General features: G+C 70.5%; 23 protein-coding genes and 1 pseudogene. 14 read left to right on the top strand and 10 right to left on the bottom strand.

Features of this window, described 5'->3' with window-relative positions; all coding sequences use genetic code 11:
* Positions 1–17 precede the first annotated feature (17 nt).
* From A5680_RS13365 to A5680_RS13355, 3 genes are read left to right on the top strand one after another with little or no spacing between them, the layout of a single operon-like run.
* Positions 18–551 carry a bifunctional adenosylcobinamide kinase/adenosylcobinamide-phosphate guanylyltransferase gene (locus A5680_RS13365; protein WP_055401039.1) on the top strand — a complete coding sequence of 178 codons (534 nt, stop codon included), beginning with the start codon at positions 18–20 and terminating at the stop codon, positions 549–551.
* Entirely contained in the window at positions 548–1,603 is a 1,056-nt protein-coding gene (gene cobT / locus A5680_RS13360) for a nicotinate-nucleotide--dimethylbenzimidazole phosphoribosyltransferase (protein WP_156675101.1), read from the top strand. Before A5680_RS13365 ends, cobT begins: the two co-directional genes overlap by 4 nt.
* On the top strand, positions 1,600–2,358 hold the full coding sequence (locus A5680_RS13355) for an adenosylcobinamide-GDP ribazoletransferase (RefSeq protein WP_067820026.1): 759 nt from the start codon (positions 1,600–1,602) through the stop codon (positions 2,356–2,358). The genes cobT and A5680_RS13355 overlap by 4 nt, the downstream gene beginning before the upstream one ends.
* Positions 2,359–2,371: 13 nt before the next feature.
* Here the strand turns inward: A5680_RS13355 and A5680_RS13350 are convergent, their stop codons facing one another.
* Together A5680_RS13350 and gcvT are read right to left on the bottom strand one after the other, a co-directional pair.
* Positions 2,372–3,478 carry a branched-chain amino acid aminotransferase gene (locus tag A5680_RS13350; protein ID WP_055401045.1) on the bottom strand — a complete coding sequence of 369 codons (1,107 nt, stop codon included), beginning with the start codon at positions 3,476–3,478 and terminating at the stop codon, positions 2,372–2,374.
* Positions 3,479–3,531: 53 nt separating this feature from the next.
* Complete coding sequence (gene gcvT, locus A5680_RS13345; protein WP_067820024.1) at positions 3,532–4,629, bottom strand: glycine cleavage system aminomethyltransferase GcvT; 1,098 nt, start codon at positions 4,627–4,629, stop codon at positions 3,532–3,534.
* A gap of 41 nt (positions 4,630–4,670) precedes the next feature.
* Between gcvT and A5680_RS13340 the strand changes: the two genes are divergently transcribed.
* Positions 4,671–5,801, top strand: a complete 1,131-nt coding sequence (locus A5680_RS13340; protein ID WP_055401050.1) for an adenylate/guanylate cyclase domain-containing protein — start codon at positions 4,671–4,673, stop codon at positions 5,799–5,801.
* A 6-nt stretch (positions 5,802–5,807) separates the two neighbouring features.
* Positions 5,808–7,355 carry a leucyl aminopeptidase gene (locus tag A5680_RS13335; RefSeq protein WP_156675097.1) on the top strand — a complete coding sequence of 516 codons (1,548 nt, stop codon included), beginning with the start codon at positions 5,808–5,810 and terminating at the stop codon, positions 7,353–7,355.
* On the opposite strand, the gene A5680_RS13330 is transcribed toward A5680_RS13335, so the two are convergent.
* A complete protein-coding gene (locus A5680_RS13330; RefSeq protein WP_067820016.1) occupies positions 7,352–8,953 on the bottom strand; it encodes an NAD(P)/FAD-dependent oxidoreductase in 1,602 nt (533 codons plus the stop codon). The two genes, A5680_RS13335 and A5680_RS13330, sit on opposite strands and share 4 nt — an antisense overlap.
* Positions 8,950–9,402 carry an SRPBCC domain-containing protein gene (locus A5680_RS13325; RefSeq protein ID WP_156669578.1) on the bottom strand — a complete coding sequence of 151 codons (453 nt, stop codon included), beginning with the start codon at positions 9,400–9,402 and terminating at the stop codon, positions 8,950–8,952. The genes A5680_RS13330 and A5680_RS13325 overlap by 4 nt, the downstream gene beginning before the upstream one ends.
* A 133-nt stretch (positions 9,403–9,535) precedes the next feature.
* Between A5680_RS13325 and A5680_RS13320 the strand changes: the two genes are divergently transcribed.
* Positions 9,536–9,880, top strand: coding sequence for a hypothetical protein (locus A5680_RS13320; RefSeq protein WP_055404017.1), 345 nt, complete (start codon positions 9,536–9,538; stop codon positions 9,878–9,880).
* 3 nt (positions 9,881–9,883) lie between these two features.
* On the opposite strand, the gene A5680_RS13315 is transcribed toward A5680_RS13320, so the two are convergent.
* Complete coding sequence (locus A5680_RS13315; RefSeq protein WP_067820009.1) at positions 9,884–11,644, bottom strand: SDR family oxidoreductase; 1,761 nt, start codon at positions 11,642–11,644, stop codon at positions 9,884–9,886.
* A 192-nt stretch (positions 11,645–11,836) separates the two neighbouring features.
* On the opposite strand from A5680_RS13315, the pseudogene sucB reads away from it, so the two are divergent.
* The 5 genes and pseudogenes from sucB (at position 11,837) to A5680_RS13290 (ending at position 17,043) form a co-directional block, all read left to right on the top strand.
* Positions 11,837–13,637: pseudogene (gene sucB, locus A5680_RS13310) on the top strand (2-oxoglutarate dehydrogenase, E2 component, dihydrolipoamide succinyltransferase).
* A gap of 15 nt (positions 13,638–13,652) precedes the next feature.
* A complete protein-coding gene (locus A5680_RS13305; protein WP_067820008.1) occupies positions 13,653–14,564 on the top strand; it encodes a TIGR01777 family oxidoreductase in 912 nt (303 codons plus the stop codon).
* 68 nt (positions 14,565–14,632) lie between these two features.
* On the top strand, positions 14,633–15,331 hold the full coding sequence (gene lipB, locus A5680_RS13300; RefSeq protein WP_067820005.1) for a lipoyl(octanoyl) transferase LipB: 699 nt from the start codon (positions 14,633–14,635) through the stop codon (positions 15,329–15,331).
* Entirely contained in the window at positions 15,328–16,251 is a 924-nt protein-coding gene (gene lipA / locus A5680_RS13295; RefSeq protein ID WP_067820003.1) for a lipoyl synthase, read from the top strand. The genes lipB and lipA overlap by 4 nt, the downstream gene beginning before the upstream one ends.
* Positions 16,252–16,290: 39 nt before the next feature.
* Positions 16,291–17,043, top strand: a complete 753-nt coding sequence (locus A5680_RS13290; protein ID WP_055404011.1) for a DUF4191 domain-containing protein — start codon at positions 16,291–16,293, stop codon at positions 17,041–17,043.
* Between the two features lie 4 nt (positions 17,044–17,047).
* On the opposite strand, the gene A5680_RS13285 is transcribed toward A5680_RS13290, so the two are convergent.
* A complete protein-coding gene (locus tag A5680_RS13285) occupies positions 17,048–17,470 on the bottom strand; it encodes an RDD family protein (protein ID WP_055404010.1) in 423 nt (140 codons plus the stop codon).
* Between the two features lie 209 nt (positions 17,471–17,679).
* Between A5680_RS13285 and glnA the strand changes: the two genes are divergently transcribed.
* The 3 genes from glnA to A5680_RS13275 all read left to right on the top strand — a co-directional run bounded on the left by glnA (position 17,680) and on the right by A5680_RS13275 (position 20,565).
* On the top strand, positions 17,680–19,116 hold the full coding sequence (glnA, locus tag A5680_RS13280; RefSeq protein ID WP_067819999.1) for a type I glutamate--ammonia ligase: 1,437 nt from the start codon (positions 17,680–17,682) through the stop codon (positions 19,114–19,116).
* Between the two features lie 142 nt (positions 19,117–19,258).
* Positions 19,259–19,588, top strand: coding sequence for a hypothetical protein (locus A5680_RS25745; RefSeq protein WP_156349606.1), 330 nt, complete (start codon positions 19,259–19,261; stop codon positions 19,586–19,588).
* The gene (locus tag A5680_RS13275; protein ID WP_067819997.1) at positions 19,585–20,565 is read left to right on the top strand and encodes a hypothetical protein; all 981 of its coding nucleotides are present in this window, start codon (positions 19,585–19,587) and stop codon (positions 20,563–20,565) included. The genes A5680_RS25745 and A5680_RS13275 overlap by 4 nt, the downstream gene beginning before the upstream one ends.
* A 263-nt stretch (positions 20,566–20,828) precedes the next feature.
* Here A5680_RS13275 and A5680_RS13270 read toward each other — a convergent pair whose 3' ends face one another.
* The 4 genes from A5680_RS13270 to A5680_RS13255 all read right to left on the bottom strand — a co-directional run bounded on the left by A5680_RS13270 (position 20,829) and on the right by A5680_RS13255 (position 25,929).
* Positions 20,829–21,356: a GNAT family N-acetyltransferase gene (locus tag A5680_RS13270; RefSeq protein WP_156675096.1), complete on the bottom strand. Its 528-nt coding sequence runs from the start codon at positions 21,354–21,356 to the stop codon at positions 20,829–20,831.
* A gap of 90 nt (positions 21,357–21,446) precedes the next feature.
* Positions 21,447–22,307, bottom strand: coding sequence for a TIGR03619 family F420-dependent LLM class oxidoreductase (locus A5680_RS13265; RefSeq protein ID WP_067819991.1), 861 nt, complete (start codon positions 22,305–22,307; stop codon positions 21,447–21,449).
* Positions 22,304–22,948, bottom strand: coding sequence for a PaaI family thioesterase (locus A5680_RS13260; RefSeq protein ID WP_067819988.1), 645 nt, complete (start codon positions 22,946–22,948; stop codon positions 22,304–22,306). The genes A5680_RS13265 and A5680_RS13260 overlap by 4 nt, the downstream gene beginning before the upstream one ends.
* Entirely contained in the window at positions 22,945–25,929 is a 2,985-nt protein-coding gene (locus A5680_RS13255) for a bifunctional [glutamine synthetase] adenylyltransferase/[glutamine synthetase]-adenylyl-L-tyrosine phosphorylase (protein WP_067819985.1), read from the bottom strand. The genes A5680_RS13260 and A5680_RS13255 overlap by 4 nt, the downstream gene beginning before the upstream one ends.
* Positions 25,930–25,946 lie beyond the last annotated feature (17 nt).

Here is a 25,946-nt window from a genome sequence, read left to right as displayed (position 1 = left end):
AAAGCCGCCTGAGCGCGGTGCGCACGCTGGTGCTCGGCGGGATCCGGTCGGGCAAGTCGCGGTGGGCCGAGGACGCGATCGCCGGGGCGCTGCCGGCCGGCCAGCCGGTTTGTTACCTGGCGCCCGGCCCGGCCGGCGCGGGCGATGCGGCCTGGGCGGACAGGGTTGCCGAGCACCGCGGTCGCCGGCCCGGGCATTGGTCGACGGTCGAAACCGATGACATCGCAAGCCAATTGCGCGCCTCGCCGGACACCCCGACGCTGGTCGACGACCTGGGCGCCTGGCTGACCGGCGCGCTGGACCGCCACGGCTGGGACGGCGGGTCGGTGGCGGCGCCGGTCGGCGAGGTGCTCGCCGCGGTCAGCGACTTCAACTCCACGCTCGTGCTGGTCAGCCCGGAGGTCGGGTTGGCCGTCGTCCCCGCCACCGCGTCCGGGCGCCGGTTCGCCGACGAACTGGGCAGCCTCAACCAGCGCGTCGCCGACCTGTGCGACCGGGTGGTGCTCGTGGTGGCCGGGCAGGCGGTCCCGATCAAGCCGTCGGGGGCCTGATGGAATTCGCCCCGGTATCGCCGCCAGACGCGGGCGTCGCCGCGGCCGCCCGCGCCCGCCAGAACACGCTGACCAAGCCCCGGGGCGCGCTGGGCCGCCTCGAGGACCTTTCGGTGTGGGCCGCGTCGTGTCAAGGGCATTGCCCGCCAAGGCAATTCGAGCGCGCCCGGGTGGTGGTGTTCGCCGGCGACCATCGTGTCGCCCGGTCCGGGGTCTCGGCCTACCCGCCGGAGGTGACCGCGCAGATGGTCGCCAACATCGACGCCGGCGGGGCGGCGATCAACGTGCTGGCCGACATCGCCGGGGCGACGGTGCGCGTCGCGGACCTGGCGGTGGCGGGCGAGGCGCTGACCGACCGGATCGGCGCCCACAAGGTGCGGCGCGGCAGCGGCGACATCACCGTCGAGGACGCGCTCAGCGCCGAGGAGACCGTCGCCGCGATCGCCGCGGGACGAGCCATCGCCGACGAGGAGGTCGACGCCGGCGCCGACCTGCTGATCGCCGGGGACATGGGGATCGGAAACACCACCCCCGCCGCCGTTTTGGTGGCGGCGCTGACCAACGCCGAACCGGTCGCGGTGGTGGGCTTCGGCACCGGCATCGACGACGCCGGCTGGTCGCGCAAGACGGCCGCGGTGCGCGACGCCCTGTTCCGCGCGCGCCTCGTGCTGCCCGATCCGGTGGCGCTGCTGCGCTGCGCCGGCGGCGCCGACCTGGCCGCGCTGGCGGGCTTCTGCGCGCAGGCCGCGGTGCGGCGCACCCCGCTGCTGCTCGACGGGATGGCCGTGACCGCCGCCGCGCTGGTCGCCGAACGGCTGGCCCCCGGCGCCCGGCTGTGGTGGCAGGCCGGTCATCGGTCCACCGAGCCCGGCCACGCCCTGGCGCTGACCGAGCTCGGCCTGGAGCCCATCCTGGACCTGCGGATGCGGCTGGGCGAGGGCAGCGGCGCCGCGGCGGCGCTGCCCGTGCTGCGCGCCGCGGTGGGCGCGCTGTCGTCGATGGCCACATTCAGCCAGGCCGGCGTGTCCGAGCGGGCCGCTCCCCCACTGTGATCCGTTCGCTGGCAACGGCTTTCGCGTTCGGCACGGTGTTGCCCGTGCCGGGTTCGCGGCATGGGCCGATGGGCCGCGGCGCCCTGACGGCGCTGCCGGTGGTGGGCGCCGTCCTTGGTGTGCTCGCCGCCGCAGTGACGTGGGGCGGGGCCCACGCGTTCGGGGCGTCCAGCCCGCTGTCGGGGCTGCTCGCGGTCGCGGCGCTGCTGCTGGCCACCCGCGGCCTGCACCTCGACGGCGTCGCCGACACGGCCGACGGGCTGGGTTGCTACGGGCCGCCCGAGCGCGCCCTGGCGGTGATGCGCGACGGGTCGACCGGGCCGTTCGGCGCCGCGGCGATCGTGTTGGTGGTCGCGCTGCAGGGGCTGGCCTTCGCGGCGCTCGGGGCGGCGGGCAGGCCGGGGATCGCCGGCATCGCCGTGACGGTGTTCGCGGGCCGGGTGGCCGCGGTGCTGGCCGGCCGCCGATCGGTGCCGGCGGCCGCGGGCAGCTCCCTGGGGGCGCGGGTCGCCGGCAGCCAGCCGGTGGCCGTGGTGGCGGCGTGGGTCGCGGTGTTGCTCGTCGTCGCGCTGGCGGCCGGGCCGCGGTGGTGGCAGGGACCGGTGGCGGTGCTGGCCGGTGTGGCCTGCGGCGCGGTGCTGGTGCGGCACTGCGTGCGCCGGTTCGGCGGCATCACGGGTGACGTGCTGGGCGCCGTCATCGAGCTGACCGCGACGGTGAGCGCCGTGGCGCTCGCCGGGCTCGTGCGCTTCTAGCCGGGCGGGCGACCTAACCCAGTTGGGCCATCCAGCCGTGGGTGTCGGCGAAGGTGCCCCGCTGAATGCCGGTCAGCGTGTCCCGCAGCGCCATCGTCACTTCGCCGGGCTTACCGTCGGCGACGGTGAACTCCGTATCGCCGTACTTGACGTGCGAGACCGGGGTGATGACGGCGGCGGTGCCGCACGCGAACACCTCGGTTATCTCCCCGGCGGCGGCCTTCTTCTGCCACTCGTCGATGTCGATCTTGCGCTCCTCGACGGAGAACCCGGCGTCAATCGCCAACTGCAGCAACGAATCTCGGGTGATGCCCGGCAATAGCGACCCGGACAGTTCCGGGGTGACCAAGCGCGCCGACCCGCCGCTGCCGAACACGAAGAAGATGTTCATCCCCCCCATCTCCTCGACGAAGCGGCGTTCGACGGCGTCCAGCCAAACCACCTGGTCGCACTCGTGCGCGGCGGCCTCGGCCTGCGCCAGCAGCGAGGCGGCGTAGTTGCCGCCGAACTTGGCGGCGCCGGTGCCGCCCGGGCTGGCCCGCACGTAGTCCGTCGACACCCACACGGTGACGGGGTTGATGCCGCCCTTGAAGTACGCCCCGGCGGGCGAGGCGATCAGCAGGTAGCGGTACCGCTTGGACGGCCGCACGCCCAACCCCGGCTCGGTCGCGATGATGAACGGGCGCAGATACAGCGCCTCTTCGCCCCCGGCGGCGGGGACCCAGGCGTTGTCGACGGCGATCAGCTGGCACAGCGAGCCCATGAACAGCTCGTCGGGCAGTTCGGGCATGGCGAGCCGCCGCGCCGACGACCGCATCCGCGCGGCGTTGGCCTCGGCCCGAAACGACACCACCGAGCCGTCGGCCCAGCGGTACGCCTTGAGCCCCTCGAAGATCTCCTGCGCGTAGTGCAGCACGATCGCCGAGGGGTCGAGCTCTATCGGGCCGTACGGGATGACGCGCGCGTTGTGCCAGCCCTGGTCGTCGTCGTAGTCGATGGACACCATGTGGTCAGTGAAGTACTTACCGAATCCGGGCTCGGCCAGGATGGATTCACGCTCGGCGTCGGAGACGGGGTTGGCCGACCGTGAAACCGTGAACTCAGGGGAGTCGCTGGCCATGGCGCTGATTGTATATCCGCCTGCGATCGGGCTTTTCACCCGAACCTGCGGCGCTAACGGGTTTTCGCCTCGACGAAGGGCGGCCGCACGACCTCGCATTCGGCGGCGCGGCCGCGGATGTCGACCATGACGCGCTGGCCGTCCTCGACGCCGGCGTGGGCGTCGATCAGCGCCAGCGCGATGCCGACTTGCAGCGTCGGGGAGAAGGTCCCGGAGGTGGTGACCCCCACCGGCGCCTCTCCGGCGAGCACGGCCAAACCGGGACGCAGCACGCCGCGGCCCACCATCCGCAGGCCCCGCAGCAGGCGCCGCGGTCCCGCCGCCTTCTCCGCCAGCAGCGCGTCCCGGCCGAAGAACGCGTCCTTCTTCCAGCCGATCGCCCACCCGCAGCGGGCCTGCAGCGGCGAGATGTCCAGCGCCAGTTCGTGCCCGTGCAGCGGGTAGCCCATTTCGGTGCGCAGCGTGTCGCGGGCGCCCAGGCCGGCGGGCTCGCCCCCGGCGGCCGTCACCGCCGCACTAAGCCCGTCGAACACCACCCCCGCGGAGTCCCACGGCGGCAGCAACTCGTAGCCGTGCTCGCCGGTGTATCCGGTGCGGCAGACGCGCACCGGCACCCCGGAATACGAGGCGTCGGCGTAGCCCATGTAGTCCATGTCGGTCGGCAGGCCCAGCTCGCCGAGCACGTCGGCCGATCGCGGGCCCTGCACCGCCAGCACCGCATAGGAGCGATGCTCGTTGGTGATCGTCAGGCCGGCCCCGGCGGCCGCCTGCAGCGCCTCGACCACCGCCGCGGTGTTGGCGGCGTTGGGCACCAGAAAGATCTCGTCGTCGGCGACGTAGTAGGCGATCAGGTCGTCGATGACGCCGCCGGATTCGTTGCAGCACAACGTGTATTGCGCCTTGCCGGGCCCGATGCGGCTCAGGTCGTTGGTGAGCGTCGAGTTGACGAATTCGGCCGCGCCCGGCCCCCGGATCAACGCCTTGCCGAGGTGGCTGACGTCGAACAGGCCGACCGCGTTGCGGGTGGCGTTGTGTTCGCTGACGGTGCCGGCATACGACACCGGCATCAGCCAGCCGCTGAACTCGGCGAAGCTGGCCCCCAGTTCGCGGTGGCGGTCTTCCAGCGGGCCGTGCTGTAGGTCATCGGTCACGACGGTTCACCCTAATCCCGGGAGCTGGCACACTTGGCTGGGTGGTCGATTCCTGGGACTTCGAAGCCCTTGAGGCTGCCGGAATCGCCAACCCGCGCGAGCGGGCCGACCTGATCAAGTACCTCGACGAGCTCGGGTTCACCGTCGACGAGATGGTGGAGGCCGAGCAGCGCGGCCGGCTGTTCGGCCTCGCCGGGGACGTCCTGCAATGGTCGGGACGCCCGACCCACACCATCGCGACCGCCGCCGAACAACTCGGCCTGTCGCCCGAGGAGGTCGCCCACGCCTGGGGCTTGCTCGGGCTTACCGTCGCCGGCCCCGACGTTCCGGTGCTCAGCCAGGCCGACGTGGACGCCCTGGCCACCTGGGTCGCGTTGAGAACGGTCGTGGGTGAGGAGGGCGCGTTCGGGCTGCTGCGGGTGCTCGGCGCCGCGATGGCCCGGCTCGCGGAGGCGGAGTCGACCGCGATTCGCGCCGGGACACCGGACATCCAGATGACCTACACCAACGACGAGCTCGCCACGGCGCAGGCGTACCGCGCGGTCGCGGAGTTCGTCCCGCGGATCGGCGCGTTGATCGACGTCGTTCACCGCCATCACCTGACCGGGGCCCGCACGCACTTCGAGGGCGTGCTCCGCGACACGTCGGCAAGCGTGGTGTGCGGCATCGGTTTTGCCGATCTGTCCGGCTTCACCGTGCTCACCCGCGCGCTGGCCCCCGCGCAGCTTTCCGCGTTGCTCAACGAGTTCGCCGGAACCGTCGCCGACGTGGTGCATCGCGACGGCGGCCGGGTGGTGAAGTTCATCGGCGACGAGGTGATGTGGGTGAGCGGCTCCCCCGAACGCCTGGCCAGGGCGGCGGTCGATCTCGTCGACCATCCGCGAGCCCGCGAGGAGGGGCTGCAGGTCCGCGCGGGCCTCGCGTACGGCGCCGTCCTGGCGATCAACGGGGACTACTTCGGCAGCCCGGTCAACCTGGCGGCGCGTCTGGTCGGGGCCGCGGCCCCGTGCCAGATCTTGGCCGATTCCGCCCTGCACGAGCGGTTGCCGGATTGGCCGGCGACGGCCCGTGGCCCCTTGCAGCTCAAGGGGTTCGACGTCCCCGTCACCGCCTACGAGCTGCAGCGTGGGGGCGCCGCCGATCCCGGGGCGGGCTCGGAGCGATTAGGGTAAATGCCCGTGACCACCGAATTGAGCTATCAAAGCCCCTCCGTAAACGTCGCCACGTCGCTGCCCAAACGCGGGGCGGGCTCTTCGGTATTGATCGTCCCGGTCGTCTCCTCCGGCGACGAGGACTCACCCGGCGCGGCGGTTGCCCCGGGCGAGTCGCTCCTGCCCGCGGACGCGGTCGCCGAGATCGAATCGGGCCTGCGGGCCCTGGACGCCACGGGCGGCAGCGAGCAGGTGCACCGCCTGGTGGTGCCGTCGCTGCCGGTGTCCAGCGTGCTGACGATCGGGCTGGGCAAGCCGCGGCCCGAATGGGCCGCCGACACGATCCGCCGCGCCGCCGGGGTGGCCGCGCGGTCGCTGGGCACCGCCGAGGCGGCGATCGTGACGCTGCCCGGTGACTTCAGCGCCGACGTGTGCTCGGCGACCGTCGAAGGGCTGATCCTGGGCAGCTACCGGTTCACCGAGTTCCGCAGCGACAAGACGGCGCCGAAAGACAAAGGTCTGCGCAAGATCACCGTGTTGTCCGCCTCGAAGGACGCCAAAGCGGCCAGCGCGCACGGCGCGGCCGTGGCGACCGCGGTGGCCACCGCCCGTGACTTCGTCAACACGCCGCCCAGTCACCTCTTCCCCGCCGAATTTGCCAGGCGGGCAAGGTCTTTGGGTGAATCGGTGGGCCTCGAGGTGGAGGTGCTCGACGAGAAGGCGCTGCAGAAGGCCGGTTACGGCGGGGTGATCGGCGTCGGCCAGGGCTCGTCGCGCCCGCCCCGGCTGGTGCGGCTGACGCACCGCGGTTCGAAGCTGGCCAAGAAACCCAAACAGGCGAAGAAGGTGGCCCTGGTCGGCAAGGGCATCACGTTCGACACCGGCGGCATCTCGATCAAGCCGGCGGCATCCATGCACCACATGACGTCGGACATGGGCGGTGCGGCCGCGGTCATCGCCACGGTGGCGCTGGCCGCGCAGTTGCGGTTGCCCATCGACGTGATCGCGACGGTGCCGATGGCCGAGAACATGCCGTCGGGCACGGCGCAGCGCCCCGGCGACGTGCTGACCCAGTACGGCGGAATCACCGTCGAGGTGCAGAACACCGACGCCGAGGGCCGGCTCATCCTGGCCGACGCCATAGTGCGCGCGTGCGAGGACAACCCGGACTACCTGATCGAGACGTCGACGCTGACCGGCGCGCAGACCGTGGCGCTGGGCGCCCGGATCCCCGGGGTGATGGGCAGCGACGAGTTCCGCGACCGGGTCGCCGCGATCTCGCAGCGGGTGGGCGAGAACGGCTGGCCGATGCCGCTGCCCGACGAACTCAAGGACGACCTGAAATCCACCGTTGCCGACCTGTCCAACATCAGCGGCCAGCGCTTCGCCGGCATGCTGGTGGCCGGCGTGTTCCTGCGCGAGTTCGTCGCCGACGGCGTGGGCTGGGCGCACATCGACGTGGCCGGCCCGGCCTACAACACCGGCGGCCCGTGGGGGTACACCCCGAAGGGCGGCACCGGTGTGCCGACTCGCACCATGTTCGCGGTGCTCGAGGACATCGCCGAAAAGGGCTAGCGCTTACCGGTCGTCAGCGAGAACACGGCGCGGCGCAGATTGCGGCGCGGCCAGCCGGTCATCCCCTGGGCGGCCAACGCGGCGTTGGCCGCGTTGCGACCGCAGGCGCCGTGCACCGAGCCGCCCGGGGTCGCCGACGCGCTGCCCAGATACAGTCCCTGGACCGGGGTTTCGGCACGGCCCATGCCGGGCGCCGGGCGAAAGATCAGCATCTGCTGCAATTGCGCGGTGCCGCCGTTGAGCGCACCCATGTGCAGGTTGGCGTCGCTGGCCTCCAGGTCCGACGGCCGCTGCACTGTGCGGTCGATCACCGCCGACCCGAAGCCCGGGGCGTGCTCCTCGATGACCCGGTCCACCCCGTCGGCCAGCCGGTCGGCCGAGGCGTCGTCGGCCACGTTGCGCGGCAAATGCGTGTAGGCCCAAACACTTTCGGTACCCACCGGCGACCTGCTCGGGTCAGCCGTGGTGGTCTGCCCCAGCAGCATGAAGGGGTGTTCGGGCACCACCCGGGTGTTCAGGTCGGCCATCCAACGGACCAGCCCGTCACCGTCGGCCCCCAGGTGCACGGTGCCCACCTCGCCCAGGCCCTTTGCCCGCCACGGGATGGGACTCCCCAACGCGTAGTTGACCTTCACCACGGGCGGGTCCCACATGAAGTGCTCGAGGTCGCGTAACAGCTTGGGCGGCAACGCATCGCTGGGCAGCATGTCGCAGAACAGCCGCGGGGCGGTGACGTCGGCGACGATCGCGCGCCGCGCCTCGACCGTCCGCCCGCCGGCGGTGGTCACCCCGACCGCGCGGCCGCCCTTGACCTGGATGCGGGACACGTTCTGGTCGCATTCGATTCGCGCGCCCGCCGAGCGGGCGCGGCTGACCAGGGCGGCGGTCAGCTGCCCCGAACCCCCGACGGGCACCGGCCAGCCGCAGTCCTGGGCCAACATCGTCATCAGGAAGCCCATGGCGCCGCTGATGGGTGCGTCCGGCGGGACGTCGGCGTGCATTGCGTTGCCCAGCAACAGAACTCGCGGCGCCTCGCCGGCGAACAGCTCGCTGGCCATGGTGGTGGCGGGCTGCACCAGCAGGCGCGCCACCCGAAGCGCCTCCGACGTACCGAGTTTGGCCAGCAGCCGCATCAGCGGGCGCACGGGCGGGAAGGGCGCCAGCATCCCGTCCAGCAGCGGCGCCTTGATTCGCTGCCACAACTCCACCAGGCGCCACCAGTTGTCGCCGTCCGCCGGCTCCCTCCGCGCGAATTCCGTTGCCGTGCGCGCCGGGTCGGGATAGACGATCGGCGGGTCGTCGTCGGCCGCGTTGCGCGGATGCCCGACCACCGCCGGCGCATGCGACCACCGCAGGCCGTGGTCCTCTAGCCCCAGCGCCGAAATCGCGGGCGAGGCCACGGTCATCGGATAGTAGGAGCTGAACAGGTCGGTGATGTAGCCCGGCGTCAGCTCGGCGCTGCGCACCGCGCCGCCCGGTTCGGGCTGGGCCTCGAGCACGAGCACGTCCCAGCCCGCGTCGGCGAGCATCGAGGCGGCGACCAGTCCGTGGTGTCCCGCCCCGATGACGACGGCGTCGGCGGTGTCGCGTGCGCTCATTTCACCTGGCTGGGCACCTTGCGCTCCGCCAGAGCCGCCAGCCGCCAGAGGCATTCTTTGTTGCGCGGGTAGGCCGCGGCCAACGCGAGCGAATTGGGAACCGCCCCCATCGGGCCTTCGACGGGCACCTCGATCATCTCCACCCGGCAGCCCTGTGGCGTCTCGTGCAGCAGCATCGTGATCCGCGCGGCGCCCAGCGGCCCCAGGCGGGCGCACAGCACCAGCTTGTGCGGCGGCTCGCTCTCCTCCACCACCGTCGCGTCGTCGATCACCAGCGGCCAGATGCCGATCGAGTGCCTGATCGAAGACCCGGGCTCCGGCCAGTTCGGATCGACGGCCCGCATGCGGCTGTTGCCCACCACCCACTGGGTGTAGGTCCACCCTTGGGCCAGCACTTCCCACACCCGCTCACAGGGCGCGGCCACGTCCCGCGTCGCAATCAATACCACCCGTTAGTCCCCCTTCTCGGCTACCGCGGCGGAATACCCACGAACCGGGTGACGAACCCCATCGGGGTTTACCGGTCCGGTGCAGCGGCTAATCTCCCACCGATCGAAAACTCGTACGAAGAAAGGCGAGATCGTGACGCTGCGACGGTTGATCCTCGCTGTGGGCGCCGTGCTGTTGCTGGCCGGTGTGATCGGGCTCTTGGCGCCGGTGTCGATTTCGGACGGCAACGGCCATTCGATCGGGTGCGGCAACGCCGTAGCCACGGACCTGTCCGCGGCCAGAAGCGCCAACAACAACAGTGTGGCGAACATCCCAATCCTCAACCAGGTCGTTCCCCACACCGACTATGTGGCGCAATGCCAATCGTCGGTGGGCAGCCGGCGTACGTGGTCGATCCCGCTGGCGATCATCGGGCTGCTCGCGATCGGCGGCGCGCTGCTGACGGGACGCCAGGGCGCGACGCGCGCGGGGCCCTAGGAGTCAGATCACCCGCAGCCGCGCGGCGTTACGCAGGCCGGGCGGTGCCACGCGCGAAAGACCGTACAGCGCATAGGCTTCCGGCGCGACGGGGCGAATCGGCTTCTTCTTCTGGACCGACGACAGGATCGCGTTGGCGACCTTGTCCGGGCCGTAGTGCCGCAGCGCGAACATCTTCTCCAGCTGACCCCGGCGCCCGTCGACCCGGTCGCCCTTTCCCGCCGGCGCGTCGAAGCGGGTGGTGTTGATGATGTTGGTGTCGATGACGCCCGGGCAGATCGTGGTCAGGCCCACCCCGGCGGCGTCCAGTTCGGCGCGCAGGCAATCGGAGAACATGTAGGTCGCCGCCTTCGACGTGCAGTACGCGCTCAGCGACTGCAGCGGCGCGTAGGCGGCCATCGACGACACGTTGACGATGTAGCCACCGGTGCCGCGGTCCACCATTCGGCGCGCGAACGACCGGCACCCGTTCACCACGCCGCCCAGGTTGACGTCGAGCACCCGGTCGAACTGCTCGGCCGGGGTGTCCAGGAATCCGCCGGCGTGCCCGATGCCGGCGTTGTTGACCACGATGTCGGGCACGCCGTGTTCGGCGCTGACCCGCTCGGCGAACGCCTCCACCGCCTGGGCGTCGGACACGTCGAGGACGTAGGCGTGCGCGACGCCGCCGCGGGTGGCGATCTCGGCGGCCGTGGCCTTGACGGCCGCCTCGTCGATGTCACTGATGACCAGCTCGGCGCCCTCCCGCGCGAACGCGAACGCCGTTTCGCGGCCGATCCCGCTGCCCGCGCCGGTGACCGACACCAGGGTGTCGCCGAACGACCCGCGGGGCCGTCCGACCTGCGCGCGCAGCAGCGCCCGGCTGGCCGGCTGGCCGTCGGTCAGGTCGGCGAACTCGCGCACCGCGGCGGCCATCACCTGCGGGTGGGACATCGGGGAGAAGTGACCGGCCTTGATGTCGCGCCGCCACAGCCGCGGCACGAAGCGCGGCGTGTGGTCGTAGCCGTATGGCCGCACGTACTTGTCTTCGGTGTTGACGATCAGCTGCACCGGCACGTCGACGACGGGATCCGGTCGTTTCCGGGCGAAGGACCGAAAGTAGTTGGCGGGGTAGGTCTTTACCGATTGGGCGGCATCGCGGGGCAGGTGCGGCGAGTGGTGGATCTTCTCGTCGGGGATGTTGTCCACCGCGTTGCGCCGAAGCGCCGGGATCGACAGCGTCAGCCGAAGAAGCAGCGGCGCGAGGACCGGGATCGAGAAGAACACCATGTAGGTGAGCCGCAGCGCCTGGGTGATCGACCGCGCGAACCTGCGGGGTCGCCACGGTTGGCGCAGTCCGCTGAAGATGTAGTCGACCAGTTGGTCCTGGCTGGGGCCCGATACCGACGTGAACGACGCCACCCGGTCACCGGCGCCGGGGCGGGTCAGGTACTCCCAAATGCCGACGGAGCCCCAGTCGTGGGCCAGCACGTGGACGGGCCGGCCGGGGCTCAGCTCCCCGGTCACCGCGGCGAAGTCGTCGGCGAACCGCTCCATGGTGTAGGCCGAGACCGGCTTGGGTGCCGAGGACTCACCGACGCCGCGGTTGTCGTACCGAATGATGCGGAACCGGTCGGCCAGCAGCGGCACCACGCCGTCCCACAGCACGTGCGAGTCGGGGAAGCCGTGCACCAGCACGACGGTGGGGCCGTCGGGGTTGCCCTCTTCGAAGACCGCGATTCGCGCGCCGTCGGCGCTGTCGACGAAATGTTGTGTTGCCGGCATCGGACCTCCCCGCTTCAACTGCAGTGGCCACACCGTAGCAAGGCCATTCGGGCCGTCCCGGCAATCGCGCGCGGTCGCCCTGGATGTGTGGCGGCGCGGACGCAGTGACAGGATAGTTTTGAGTAGCTACTTCAGCGGCTAGCGAGATGTTCGACCCGCCCCGACCCACGAGCGATCGAGGAGTCAGAAACGATGGCCTTCTCCGTCCAGATGCCGGCACTCGGTGAGAGCGTCACCGAGGGGACGGTGACCCGCTGGCTCAAGCAGGAAGGCGACACGGTCGAACTCGACGAACCCCTCGTCGAGGTCTCCACCGACAAGGTCGACACCGAAATCCCGTCGCCGGCGGCCGGGGTGCTGACCAAGATCATCGCCCAGGAGGACGACACCGTCGAGGTGGGCGGCGAACTGGCCGTCATCGGCGACTCCGCCGAGGGCGGCGGTTCGTCGGCGCCCCCGCAGGAGCCCAGCCAGCCCGAACCGCAGGCCGAATCCGCGCCACCGTCCCAGCCCGAGCCCGAACCCGAACCCGAGCCCCAGGCCGCGGCGCCGGCCCAGCCGGAGCCGCAGCCCGCCCAGCAGGGTTCCTCCGGCGACGCGACCCCGGTCTTGATGCCCGAGCTCGGCGAGTCGGTCGCGGAGGGCACGGTGACCCGCTGGCTGAAGAAGGTCGGCGACTCGGTCCAGGTTGACGATGCGCTGGTCGAGGTGTCGACCGACAAGGTCGACACCGAGATCCCGTCGCCGGTGGCCGGCGTCCTGATCAGCATCACCGCCGAGGAGGATGCCACCGTGCCCGTCGGCGGCGAACTGGCGCGGATTCGGCAGCGGTTCCCAGGCGGCGGCGGCCCCGACTCCCCCGCCCGCTCCGAAACCGGAACCCAAGCCCCAGCCGGCGCCCGAACCCCCCAAGGCGGAGGCGAAGCCCGAACCCCAGCCGGTCTCGCAGCCCGAGCCGGCGCCGCCGCCGAAACCCCAACCCGCGCAAGCGCAACCGGCCGCCGAGCCCAGCGGCTCCGGCCCGGACGGCGCCCCCTACGTGACCCCGCTGGTGCGCAAGCTGGCCACCGAGCACGGCATCGATCTGGCCCAGATCGCCGGCACCGGGGTCGGCGGCCGCATTCGCAAGCAGGACGTGCTCGCCGCCGCGGAGAAGAAACAACAGACCCAGCAGGCGCCCGCCCCGGCGCAGGCACCGGCCGCCGCACCGGCCGTGGACGGCAAGGCGGCTCCGGCCCCGGCGCCGAGCCCGGCGCAGGCGCTGGCGCACCTGCGCGGGACCACGCAGAAGGCCAGCCGGATCCGCCAGATCACCGCGAACAAGACGCGGGAATCGCTGCAGGCCACCGCCCAGCTCACCCAGACGCACGAGGTCGACATGACCCGGATCGTCGGGTTGCGGGCCCGGGCGAAGAACGCGTTCGCCGAACGCGAGGGGGTCAACCTGACCTTCCTGCCGTTCATCGCCCGGGCGGTGATCGACGCGTTGAAGATCCACCCGAACATCAACGCCAGCTACAACGAAGAGACCAAGGAAATCACCTATTACGACGCCGAACATCTCGGCTTCGCCGTCGACACCGAGCAGGGCCTGCTCTCCCCGGTCATCCACAATGCCGGCGACCTGTCGCTGGCCGGCCTGGCCCGGGCCATCGCCGACATCGCCGCACGCGCCCGGTCGGGCGACCTCAAACCCGACGAGCTGTCGGGCGGCACCTTCACCATCACCAACATCGGCAGCCAGGGCGCGCTGTTCGACACCCCGATTCTGGTGCCGCCGCAGGCGGCCATGTTGGGCACCGGCGCCATCGTGAAGCGGCCCCGGGTGATCGTCGACGAATTCGGCAACGAGTCCATCGGTGTCCGCTCGATCTGCTACCTCCCGCTGACCTATGACCACCGGCTCATCGACGGCGCCGACGCCGGACGCTTCCTCACCACGATCAAGCACCGGCTCGAAGAGGGAGCGTTCGAGGCGGACCTGGGTCTTTAGGAGGACTGCCGAACCGTGGCCAAGCCCGTCATCGCCATCGCGGGTTCATCCGGCCTGATCGGATCCGCCTTGACCGCGGCGCTGCGCGCGGCCGACCACCGGGTGTTGCGCATCGTGCGCCGGGCACCGTCGAACTCCGACGAACTGCACTGGAACCCCGAGAGCGGCGAATTCGACGTCGACGCGGTGAGCGACGTCGACGCCGTCGTCAACCTGTGCGGTGTCAACGTCGGCCAGCGTCGATGGTCGGGCGCCTTCAAGCAGGGCCTGCGCGACAGCCGCATCGCCCCCACCGAGGTGCTGGCGCACGCCGTCGCCGACGCCGGGGTGGCGACCCTGGTCAACGCCAGCGCGGTGGGCTACTACGGGGACACCAAGGACCGCGTGGTGGACGAAAACGACCGGGCGGGAAAGGGTTTCCTGGCGCAGCTGTGCGAAGACTGGGAAGCCGCCACGCTACCGGCGCAATACGGCGGCGCCCGGGTGGTGCTGGCCCGCACCGGCCTGGTGTTCGCCCCCGGGGGCGGCGCGTTGGGGCGGCTGCGGCCGCTGTTCAAGACGGGCCTGGGGGCCCGGCTGGGCAGTGGCCGTCAGTACATGTCCTGGATCACGCTGGAGGACGAGGTGCGGGCGCTGCTGTTCGCGATCTCCCATCCCACGCTGTCCGGCCCGGTGAACATGACCGGGCCAGCGCCGGTCACCAACGCCGAATTCACCACCGCGTTCGGCCGGGCGGTCAACCGCCCGACGCCGTTTATGCTCCCCGGGTTCGCGGTGCGGGCCGCGCTCGGCGAGTTCGCCGACGAGGGCTTGCTCATCGGCCAGCGCGCCATCCCGTCCGCCCTGGAGCGGGCCGGATTCCAGTTCCACCACAACACAATTGGCGAGGCCCTGGCCTACGCCACCGCCGGCCGCGACCACGACTAGCGCCGCAGCCTGGCTCTTCGCCGGTGCGTGACGCGCATCGCACCCGCCGCAGGGGTAGCGTCGCGAAGGTGATCGATTCCATCCGGTCCAGCCTGGCCGCGATCGACGTCCGACAGCTCGGAAGCGTCGAGTACCGCACCGCCTGGCAGCTGCAGCGCGAGCTGGCCGACGCCAGGGTCGCCGGCGGCAGCGACACGCTGCTGCTGCTGGAGCACCCGGCGGTCTACACGGCGGGCCGGCGCACCGAGCCGCACGAACGACCGATGGACGGCACCCCGGTCGTCGACACCGACCGGGGCGGCAAGATCACCTGGCACGGCCCCGGCCAACTCGTCGGCTATCCGATCATCGGCCTGCGCGAACCGCTGGACGTGCTGAATTACGTTCGCCGCCTCGAGGAGGCCCTGATCAAGGTGTGCGCCGAACTCGGCCTGGACACCTGCCGGGTGGAGGGCCGGTCCGGGGTGTGGGTGCCGGGCGGCGACCGGCCCGACCGCAAGGTGGGCGCCATCGGCGTGCGGATCTCGCGCGCGACCACCCTGCACGGGTTCGCGCTCAACTGCGACTGCGACCTCGGCGCGTTCGGCACCATCGTCCCGTGCGGCATCAGCGACGCCGGGGTGACGTCGTTGTCGGCCGAGCTACGGCGCCCGGTGACGGTCGACCACGTCCGCGTCGCCGTCGCCGACGCCGTCTGCGACGCCCTCGACGGCGCCCTGCCAGTGCGGGAACACCTGCCCACCCCCCGCGTAGCATCGAGGGCGTGACTGTCGCACCCGAAGGCCGCAAGCTGCTGCGCCTCGAGGTCCGCAACGCGCAAACCCCGATCGAGCGCAAGCCGCCGTGGATCAAGGTCCGCGCCCGGATGGGACCCGAATACACCCAGTTGAAGGGCCTGGTCCGCCGCGAGGGGCTGCACACGGTCTGCGAAGAAGCCGGCTGCCCCAACATCTTCGAGTGCTGGGAGGACCGGGAGGCCACCTTCCTGATCGGCGGCGACCAGTGCACGCGGCGCTGCGACTTCTGCCAGATCGACACCGGCAAGCCCGCCGCCCTGGACCGCGACGAGCCGAGACGCGTCGCCGACAGCGTGCGGACGATGGGACTGCGCTACGCCACCATCACCGGGGTGGCCCGCGATGACCTGCCCGATGGCGGGGCCTGGCTGTACGCCGAGACGGTGCGGGCGATCAAGGAGCTCAACCCGTCGACCGGCGTCGAGCTGTTGATACCCGACTTCAACGGCGAACCCGCCCGGCTTGCCGAGGTTTTCCAGTCCCGCCCGGAAGTGTTGGCGCACAACGTCGAAACCGTGCCCCGCATCTTCAAGCGGATCCGGCCGGCCTTCAGCTACCAGCGCAGCCTGGACGTCATCACCGCGGCGCGCGACTTCGGGCTGGTCACCAAGAGCAACCTCATCCTCGGGCTCGGCGAAACCCCCGACGAGGTGCGCACCGCGCTGGCCGACCTGCGGGCCGCCGGCTGCGACATCGTCACCATCACCCAGTACCTGCGTCCCTCGACGCGTCACCACCCGGTCGAGCGCTGGGTGCGGCCCGAGGAGTTCGTCGAATTCTCCCGGCACGCCGAGGGGCTGGGCTTCTCCGGGGTGCTGGCGGGGCCGCTGGTGCGGTCGTCCTACCGGGCGGGCCGGCTCTACGAGCAAGCCGCGCGCACCCGCGCCTGACGGCCGTCGGCCCGATTTGCCGGTACGTATCCTTTGACTATGGCTAAACCCCGCACCGCCGCTGAGAACAAGGCCGCCCGGGCGCAGGCGCAGGCCGCGCGTAAGGCCGCCGCGAAGGAGCGTCGCGCCCAGTTGTGGCAGGCATTCAACCTTCAGCGGCGCGAGGACAAACGGCTGTTGCCCTACATGATCGGCGTCTTCGTGCTGATCGTGGCCGCCTCGGTGGCCGTCGGCGTGTGGGCCGGCGGCCTGACCACGTTCACCTTGATCCCGCTGGGCGTGGTGCTGGGCGCGCTGGCGGCCTTCATCGTGTTCGGTCGCCGCGCGCAGAAGAGCGTCTACAGCAAGGCCGAGGGACAAACCGGCGCGGCGGCTTGGGCGTTGGACAACCTGCGCGGCAAGTGGCGGGTGACGCCGGGCGTCGCCGCGACCGGCCACCTCGACGCCGTGCACCGGGTCATCGGCCGGCCGGGCGTCATCTTGGTCGCGGAAGGGTCGTCGGCCCGGGTCCGGCCGCTGCTGGCCCAGGAGAAGAAGCGCACCGCGCGGTTGATCGGCGAGGTGCCGATCTACGACCTCGTCGTCGGCAACGGCGACGACGAGGTGCCGCTGTCCAAGCTGGAGCGCCACCTCAACCGTCTGCCGGCCAACATCACCGTCAAGCAGATGGACACGCTGGAGTCCCGGCTCGCCGCGCTGGGTACGCGGGCGGGCGCCGCCGTCCTGCCGAAGGGGCCGCTTCCCAACGCCGGCAAGATGCGCGGCGTGCAGCGCACGGTGCGCCGCAAGTAGCCCATCAGCGCCGGACGACCGCCGTCGCGGTCAGCCGATCCTGCATGCCGCGGCCGTCCCAGTCGGTGAACAACGCCGGGACCACGGTCCCAACCAGCACACCGCGCACCACCGCCCGGCCGATGCCGACCGCGCCCCGGTCGTCGACCGTCACGACCTGCAGGCCCAGCACCAACTGCCCGGGCGTGAAGCCGAACAGCCGCACCGAGATCACACCGAGCACGAACCAGATGCCCAGCACCGCCGTCGACAACGCGTGTTCGGAGAAGACGCCGAAGCGCAGCGCCAGCGCGGCCAGGCCGTAGGAGATCAGCCAGTCGATCATCAGGGCACCGAGCCGACGTCCCATCGGGGCCAGCGACCCCGGCCCGCTTTGCGGCAGTCCCAGCCGCTCGCCGGGATAGGTGGACGGCGAGTTCGGCGTCATCGTCGCAACCCCGGCTGAACGCTGCGCCCGGGCACCGGAAGAGATACGATCCAGCGGTCCATGGCCCCACAATAGAACCCGCCGGTGACGGCGCCTCTTTTGTGAACAACATGGGTCGCGTAACGTGCGCGCAACACGGGGTTGACTGGCGGGCAACATCTGCTCCATAGCGTCAGGCCGCGGATCTCACCAAGTAAAGGAGCATTTCTGTGACGGAAACGACGCCCGACGACGTCTTCAAACTCGTCAAGGACGAGAACGTCGAGTTTGTCGACGTCCGGTTCTGTGACTTGCCAGGCATCATGCAGCACTTCACGATTCCGGTTTCGTTCTTCGACGAGAGCGTCTTCGAGGACGGCCTGGCATTCGACGGTTCCTCGATTCGAGGCTTCCAGTCCATTCACGAATCCGACATGCTGCTCCTGCCGGACCCCGCGACGGCGCAGATCGACCTGTTCACCGAGCACAAGACGCTGAACCTGAACTTCTTCGTGCACGACCCGTTCACCCTCGAGCCCTACTCGCGCGACCCGCGCAACATCGCCCGCAAGGCGGAGAACTACTTGATCAGCACCGGGGTCGCCGACACCGCCTACTTCGGCGCCGAGGCGGAGTTCTACATCTTCGACTCGGTGAGCTTCGACTCGCGCACCAACGGCTCCTTCTACGAGGTCGACGCGATCTCGGGCTGGTGGAACACCGGCGAGCCGACCGAGAACGACGGCAGCCCCAACCGCGGCTACAAGGTCCGCCCCAAGGGCGGGTACTTCCCCGTCGCTCCCGTCGACCACTACGTCGACCTGCGTGCCGACATGCTGGCGAACCTGATCAAGGCCGGCTTCAGCCTGGAGAAGGGCCACCACGAGGTGGGCAGCGGCGGACAGGCCGAGATCAACTACAAGTTCAACACGCTGCTGCACGCCGCCGACGACATGCAGCTGTACAAGTACATCGTCAAGAACACCGCCTGGCAGGCCGGCAAGACCGTCACCTTCATGCCCAAGCCACTGTTCGGTGACAACGGCTCCGGCATGCACACCCACCAGTCGCTGTGGAAAGACGGCAGCCCGTTGATGTACGACGAGACCGGCTACGCCGGCCTGTCGGACACGGCCCGCCACTACATCGGCGGCCTGCTGCACCACGCCCCGTCGCTGCTGGCCTTCACCAACCCGACCGTCAACTCCTACAAGCGACTGGTCCCGGGCTACGAGGCCCCGATCAACCTGGTCTACAGCCAGCGCAACCGATCGGCCTGTGTCCGCATCCCGATCACCGGCAGCAACCCGAAGGCCAAGCGGCTCGAGTTCCGTTGCCCCGACTCGTCGGGCAACCCGTACCTGGCGTTCTCGGCAATGCTGATGGCCGGGCTGGACGGCATCAAGAACAAGATCGAGCCGCAGGCCCCGGTCGACAAGGACCTCTACGAGTTGCCGCCGGAGGAGGCCGCCAACATCCCGCAGGCGCCCACCCAGCTGTCCGCGGTGATCGACCGGCTGGAAGAGGATCACGAATACCTCACCGAGGGTGGGGTTTTCACGCCCGACCTGATCGAGACGTGGATCAGCTTCAAGCGGGAGAACGAGATCCTGCCCGTGCAGATCCGGCCGCACCCGTACGAGTTCGCGCTGTACTACGACGTCTAGATCCGTCAACCGAAACCACCCGCGTGGCGACCGCCGCGCGGGTGGTTTCGTTTTGCCGGGCCGGAGATTCGGCGATAGTCGCCACATCTGGTCCGCGGGATGGGAGTATCCCATCTCGGGGATGCCGCGTGTGGAGGTTGCGATGACGCAGACCGGTCCAGTCCCGTCGACCGCGCGCAAGGCGATAGTCGCAACGCTCGCCGCTGCCGCGGCGCTCTCGTTGGCCTCCTGCGGATCGGACAACAAGACGCCCCCGACGACCTCGTCGTCGGTGACGTCCACCACGCGCACCAAGGTGCCGTCCAGCTCTAGCATTTCCGTCTACACGCCGCCCACGGTGACGACGGGAACGCCGCCGACGACGGACCGTACGACACCGCTGCCATCCACCCCAACGACCACGCTGCCACCCTCCGTGACAACCGGCATTCCGCCGAGCCCGACCACCGCATCTCCGGTTCCGTCGCCGTGAGCGAGGAAGAGGGTTCGCCCGCCATGCCCAAGTGGATCGGCGTCGTGGGGTTGTTCATCGCGCCGACCACCATCATCACCTCGCTGTGCTACTTCTACGGCTATGTCGCCACCCGAACCTACTTCTCGTATTTCGGAATCGACACGGACGCAATCGGATTCACCACCACCGACTATGTCGTCAAGAGCCTGCCGGCGCTGTACGTGCCGCTGGTGGTCGGCCTGTTCGCGTGGGTGGCCATGCTCTGGGTCGCCGATTACCTGCGTCGCCTGGTGCAATCCGGTCGCCGGCCCCGGTTGCTGCGCGGGGTCGCGTGGGTGTCCATCTCCCTCGGAGTGGTCGGCGTGGCCATCGCGATCGTCGGGCTGACCAAGCCCGATTGGGCCCCGATTCAGGCCGACGTCGCGACGCCGGTGGCACTCGGCCTGGGCGCCGCCCTCCTGATGGTCGGGCTGTGGCTGCTCGGCGGAACCCGCACCAGCGATGCGCCGCGACCGTTCGCGGCCGCCGAACGGGGCAGCCTCGTGGTGGCGGCCGGGGCGATCGTGGTGGCGTTGTTTTGGGTCGCCGACATCTTCGCCACCTTCCGCGGTCACGACCTCGCTATCAACACCAATGCGGGTTTGTGGTCGCGGGAGAACGTCGTCGTCCTGGATGTGGACGCCAAGCAGGATGTGCCGCTGCTGCTGGGCAATCAGATCAAGGTGAGCTGGGCCCCGCAGGGCGCTGACCCGTCGGCGAAGTCGGCCTTTCTGCGCTACGAGTGTTTCCGCTCGCTGGCCGTCCACAATGACCGGTGGGTATTGGTGCCGGCCCGATGGGCTCCGGCCGCGGGATTTGCCGTCATCGTCAATGCCGATGCCTCTCATGTCATTTCGCTGAAGCGCATTGAGCACATCGCCGACAGCGCCGCAGCGAAGAATACCGACGCGGACTGGGAATGCCCGGAGGTCGGCATCGACACGCAGGGCAAGTAGTTGCTCTGGCAATCACGTCGCCGAAAATTCAGATTAAAACTCTTGCGGCGGCATCGGATCCGGCGTTAGCTTCACGGCCATGACTATCAGCACCGCACAGACAATGACCCTGGACCGCGTTGGCGGCGGAGCCGGTGGAGGCCGCTTCTTCGGTGGCGGAGCGGGCGGAGGCTTCGTCGGTGGCGGAGCTGGCGGAGGCTTTGTCGGCGGCGGGGCCGGCGGGGGCTTCGTCGGCGGCGGCGCCGGCGGCGGCCGCTAACCCTTCACGCAATCGGGCGGGGCGGCTCGTCGGGCTCGGCCGTCCCCGCCAGGTCGACTTGCATCCACGCGACGTCGTGCCAGCGGCCGTGTTTCCATGCGACGCGCCGATATAGGCCGGCGTCGCGGAATCCGAACGACCGGTGGAACGCGTTGCTGGCCTCGTTCGGCTGGGTGATGCCGGCGAGCGCTTGCCGGTACCCGCGCTCGGCGAGCCGGCGCAGTAGTTCCGTGTAGAGCTGGCGGCCGCAGCCCGTGCGGTGACGGTCGGGGTCGACGTAGATGCCCGTCTCGACCGACCACTGAAAGCTGGGCAGGCGCCAGAGCACATGGCCGTACGCGAAGCCGACTACGCGACCCTCCCGTTCGAGCACCAGCCATTCGTGGGCGTCGGCGATCCTGCCGGCCATCTCCGCAACGCTGGGGACTTCGAGCTCCCAGCTGATGGTGGTGTCGGTGACATAGGGCCGATAGATCGCAAGGCACGCCTCGGCATCCGATGTGGACGCCGGGCGAACCCGACCGATTGGCATGCCCGTCATCCTCTCGCGAGACTGAAACTACGGCGAACTTCAACGGCGTGTCGCCGCCAAGGATTCAGTGTCGCGGCAAACCAGCCCGAGCTAACCGTCGAGCGCCAAGTCCTTGCGGAAGCGCTGCATGCCGTCGATCTTGTCCTCCAGCGACGCATCAGGTCCGGTGTAGAACATCCAGGGCATGGTGATGATGCCGGTGATGCCCGCGTCGGCGGCGCGCTGGTAGTCGGCGGTGGTGAAGGCGTCGGTCAGCGGCGTCAAAACGGTGAAATCGTGGAAAGACAAACCGTTTTCGGCGCGCAACTCCCGCAGCTTGCCCACGGCCTCGATGGCGCGCTCGATCTTGATCAGGTCGCCGATCCAGCCGTCGTTGCGGGCGGCGCGGCGCAGCGCGATGTCGCTGAGCCCGCCGACATACACCGGTATCGGCGGCGGCGTCGGCTCCATCTCCAGCCGCGGTGCGCGGTAGAACTCGCCCTCGAACTCCGCCCAGCCCGGCCGCCACAGCGCCCGCATCAGGTCGATGATTTCGTCGGTCCGTTTCCCGCGGGCCTCGAACCGCTCCCCCATCAACGCGAATTCTTCCCGGCACCAGCCGACGCCGATGCCGAGCTCCACCCGACCCGACGCCAGAACCGCCGCGGTGCCAATGGCTTTCGCGGCCGAATAGGGGTTGCGCATCGCGGGAATGTAGACGGTCGTGACGAACCGCAGGCGCGTGGTGACCTGAGCCAGCGCGCCGACCAGCACCCACGGATCGGGCCAGTCGGTGAACGGCTGCCAACGGCGCTCCCCGTCCTTGGTGTACGGGTACGGCGTGTCCAGGGTCTCCAGGTTGACGACGTGGTCGGGGATCCCGATGCCGTCGTAGCCGAGTTCGTCGGCGGCCTTGGCCAGCTCGATGATCTCCCGGGTGTTCAAAAACGCGCTGCTGATGTAGAACTTCATTCGGCTTCCCGCGCCCACGCCGGCTCGATGAAGACGCCTTCGGCCTCGACGGTGACCCCGTTCGCGTCTGAAATCGTGCCGCGCGCAAACACTTTGACGCCTTCCCTGCCGTCCACCCACGCCTCGGACCGCAGCGGGCCCAACGGGGTGCCGCGCCGGTACTTGACGGTGATGGTGCCGGTGAAGCGCGCCTTGGACAGCCCCTCGCTGGCCGCCTCGCCGAGCATGTGGTCGAGCACCAGCGCGCTGACGCCGCCGTGCACCAGTTTCGGCGGGCCTTCGTACGCCGAGCCGAGGACGAACTCGCTCCAGCAGCGGCCGCCGCCGTCGTGGTGGACGACGATCGGCGGCGCGATCGGGTTGCACACGCCGATCGCGGCGTTGCCCAGCGGCAGCGGTCGGCCGTTGACGCGGTAGCTCACGCCCATCGGCCGGGTCCGTTGCCGCAGCGACCGGGTGACCGCCTCGATCGCGGCGCGCGCCTGGGTGACGACGTCGTCGTCGACCTCGGTCCGGATGGTCGCGTCGACAAGCTCGCGCACGGCGTCGGCCAACGGGGCATACAGGGCGGTCACGCGCTGAGCCTCCGCCGCGTCGAGCACCTCGAATATGGCGTCCAACGCGCCGGTCTCCTGAGTCAACTTCCAAACACCTTTCGTACCACGGCTTTTGCCCGCCGCGTGACCCGCAGATAGTTGTCCAAGAACTCCCCGCCGTCATCGGTCGGCCAGCCCGCGGCCACCGCGACCGCGTTGAGCTGGCGGCCCGGCCCGGGTAGCTGGTCGGTCGGCTTGCCGCGGACCAGCACCAGCGCGTTGCGCGCCCGGGTCGCGGTCAGCCACGCCTGCCGGAGCAGGTCGACCTCATCGGCGGGCACCAGGTCGGCCGCGGCGATCGCGTCCAGGCACTGCAGCGTGGAGGTGTTGTGCAGGGCGGGAATTCGGTGCGCGTGCCGCAGCTGCATCAGCTGCACGGTCCATTCGACGTCGGCCAGCCCGCCGCGGCCCAGCTTGGTGTGCGTGTTCGGGTCGGCGCCGCGCGGCAGCCGCTCGGCGTCGACGCGGGCCTTGATGCGGCGGATCTCCCGCACCGCCTCGGCGGACACCCCGTCGGCCGGGTAGCGCGTCCGGTCGGCCATCAACAGGAACCGCTGCCCCAGGTCCGCGTCGCCGGCGACCGCGTGCGCGCGCAGCAGCGCCTGAATCTCCCACGGCTGCGCCCACTGCTCGTAATAGGCGGCGTAGGCACCCAGCGTGCGCACCAGCGGGCCCTGCCGGCCTTCGGGCCGCAGGTTGGCGTCGACCTCCAGCGGCGGGTCGACGCTGGGCGTGCCCAGCAGCGTGCGCACCTGTTCGGCGACCGTCGTCGACCACCGGATCGCCACCGAGTCCTCGGCCCCGTGGGCGGGCTCGCACACGAACATGACGTCCGCGTCGGATCCGTAGCCCAGTTCGGCGCCGCCCAGCCTGCCCATGCCGATCACCGCGATGGCGGCCGGCGCCGTGCCGTCCTTGGGCAGGTTGGCGCGGATCATCGCGTCCAGCGCGGCCTGCAGCACGGCCACCCACACCGAGGTGAGCGCCCCGCACACGTCGGTGACCTCGAGGAAGCCCAGCAGGTCGGCCGAGCCGATGCGGGCCAGTTCGCGGCGGCGCAGCGTGCGGGCGGCCGCGATTGCGCGCGGCGCGTCCGGGTGGCGCCCGGCCGAGGTGATCAGCGCGCGGGCCACCGCGGCCGGGTCCGTCTCGAGCAGCTTGGGGCCGGCCGCACCGTCGCTGTAGTCCTGAATCACTCGCGGCGCGCGCATCAAGAGGTCCGGCACGAACGCGGAGGTGCCCAGCACGTGCATCAGTCGCCTGGCCACCGCCGGCTTGTCGCGCAGCGTCGACAGATACCAGTTCTCGGCGGCCAGCGCCTCGGACAGCCGGCGGTAGGCCAGCAGCCCGCCGTCGGGATCCGGCGCGTACGACATCCAGTTCAGCAGCCTGGGCAACAGCACCGACTGCACGCGACCGCGCCGGCCGCTCTGATTGACCAGCGCCGACATGTGTTTCAACGCGCTCTGCGGGCCCTCGTAGCCGAGCGCGGCCAGCTGACGTTCGGCGGCCTCCGGGGTCATGCCGTGCCCGATCTCCAGGCCGGCCGGGCCGATCGATTCCAGCAGCGGCTGGTAGAAGAGCTTGGCGTGCAGCTGCGACACCCGCAGGTTCTGGTGCCGCAGCTCCTCGCGCAGCACGCCCGCGGCGTCGTGCCGCCCGTCGGGGCGGATGTGCGCGGCGCGGGCCAGCCAGCGCACCGCCTCCTCGTCCTCGGCTTCGGGCAACAGGTGGGTGCGCTTGAGCCGCTGCAGTTGCAGCCGGTGCTCGAGCAGCCGGAGGAACTCGTAGGAAGCGGTCAGGTTCGCCGCGTCCTCGCGGCCGATGTAGCCGCCCTGCCCCAACGCATCCAGCGCGTCCACCGTGGACGCCACGTGCAGCGACTCGTCGCTGCGGCCGTGCACCAGCTGCAGCAGCTGCACCGCGAACTCAACGTCGCGCAGCCCGCCGCTGCCGAGTTTGATCTCGCGGCCGCGCACGTCGGCGGGCACCAGCTGCTCGACCCGGCGGCGCATCGCCTGCACCTCGACGACGAAGTCCTCCCGCTCGCAGGCCACCCACACCATCGGCATCAACGCGGACAGGTAGCGCTCGGCGAGCTCCCGATCGCCCACGGCGGCGCGGGCTTTCAGCAACGCCTGAAACTCCCACGTTTTCGCCCAGCGCTGGTAGTAGGCGATGTGCGACTCGACGGTGCGGACCAGTTCACCGCTGCGGCCCTCCGGCCGCAGCCCGGCGTCGACCTGAAAGAAGGCCTCTGACGCGACCCGCATCATCTCGCTTGCCACCCGGGTGGTGAGCGGGTCGGCGCGTTCGCCGACGAAGATGACGTCCACGTCGCTGACGTAGTTCAGTTCGCGGGCACCGCATTTGCCCATCGCGATGACCGCCAGCCGCGGTGGCGTCCGGTCGCCGCACGCGCTCAGCTCGGCCACCCGCAACGCGGCGGCCAGCGCGGCGTCGGCCAGGTCCGACAGCTGGGCGCCCACCACCGTGAACGGCAGCACCGGTTCGTCTTCGACCGTCGCGGCCAGATCGAGCGCGGCCAGCAACAGCAGCTGATCGCGGTACAGGGTCTGCAGGCGCGGCACCACGGAACCCGGCGCGTCCGATGCCTCGTCGACGCACTGGGTGAACGCCGCGCACAGCTCGTCGTGGCTGGGCAGTTTGGCCTTGCCGCGCAACAGTTTCCACGACTGCGGGTGCACGGCCAGGTGGTCGCCCAGCGCCAGCGACGACCCGAGCACGGCGAACAGCCGCCCGCGCAGGGGGCGTTCGGTGAGCAGCGCCGCGTTGAGCTCGTCCCAGTCGGCCTCGGGGTTCTCCGCCAGCCGCATCAGGGCGCGCAGCGCGGCGTCGGGGTCGGGGGCGCGCGACAGCGACCACAGCAGGTCCACGTGGGCCTGGTCGTCGTGGTCGTACCAACCCAGCTGCGTCAGGCGGTCGCTCGCCGGGGGATCGACCAAGCCGAGCCGGCCCACGCTGGGCAGCCGGGGGCGCTGCGTCGCGGGTTTGGTCACGCTCACGACGGTATCGCAACCCG

The sequence above is a fragment of the Mycobacterium sp. E2989 genome, from assembly GCF_001667595.1.
Classification (GTDB): domain Bacteria; phylum Actinomycetota; class Actinomycetes; order Mycobacteriales; family Mycobacteriaceae; genus Mycobacterium.
Note: the sequence above shows the minus strand (reverse complement) of the source record. Positions and strands in the feature narration are given on the sequence as shown.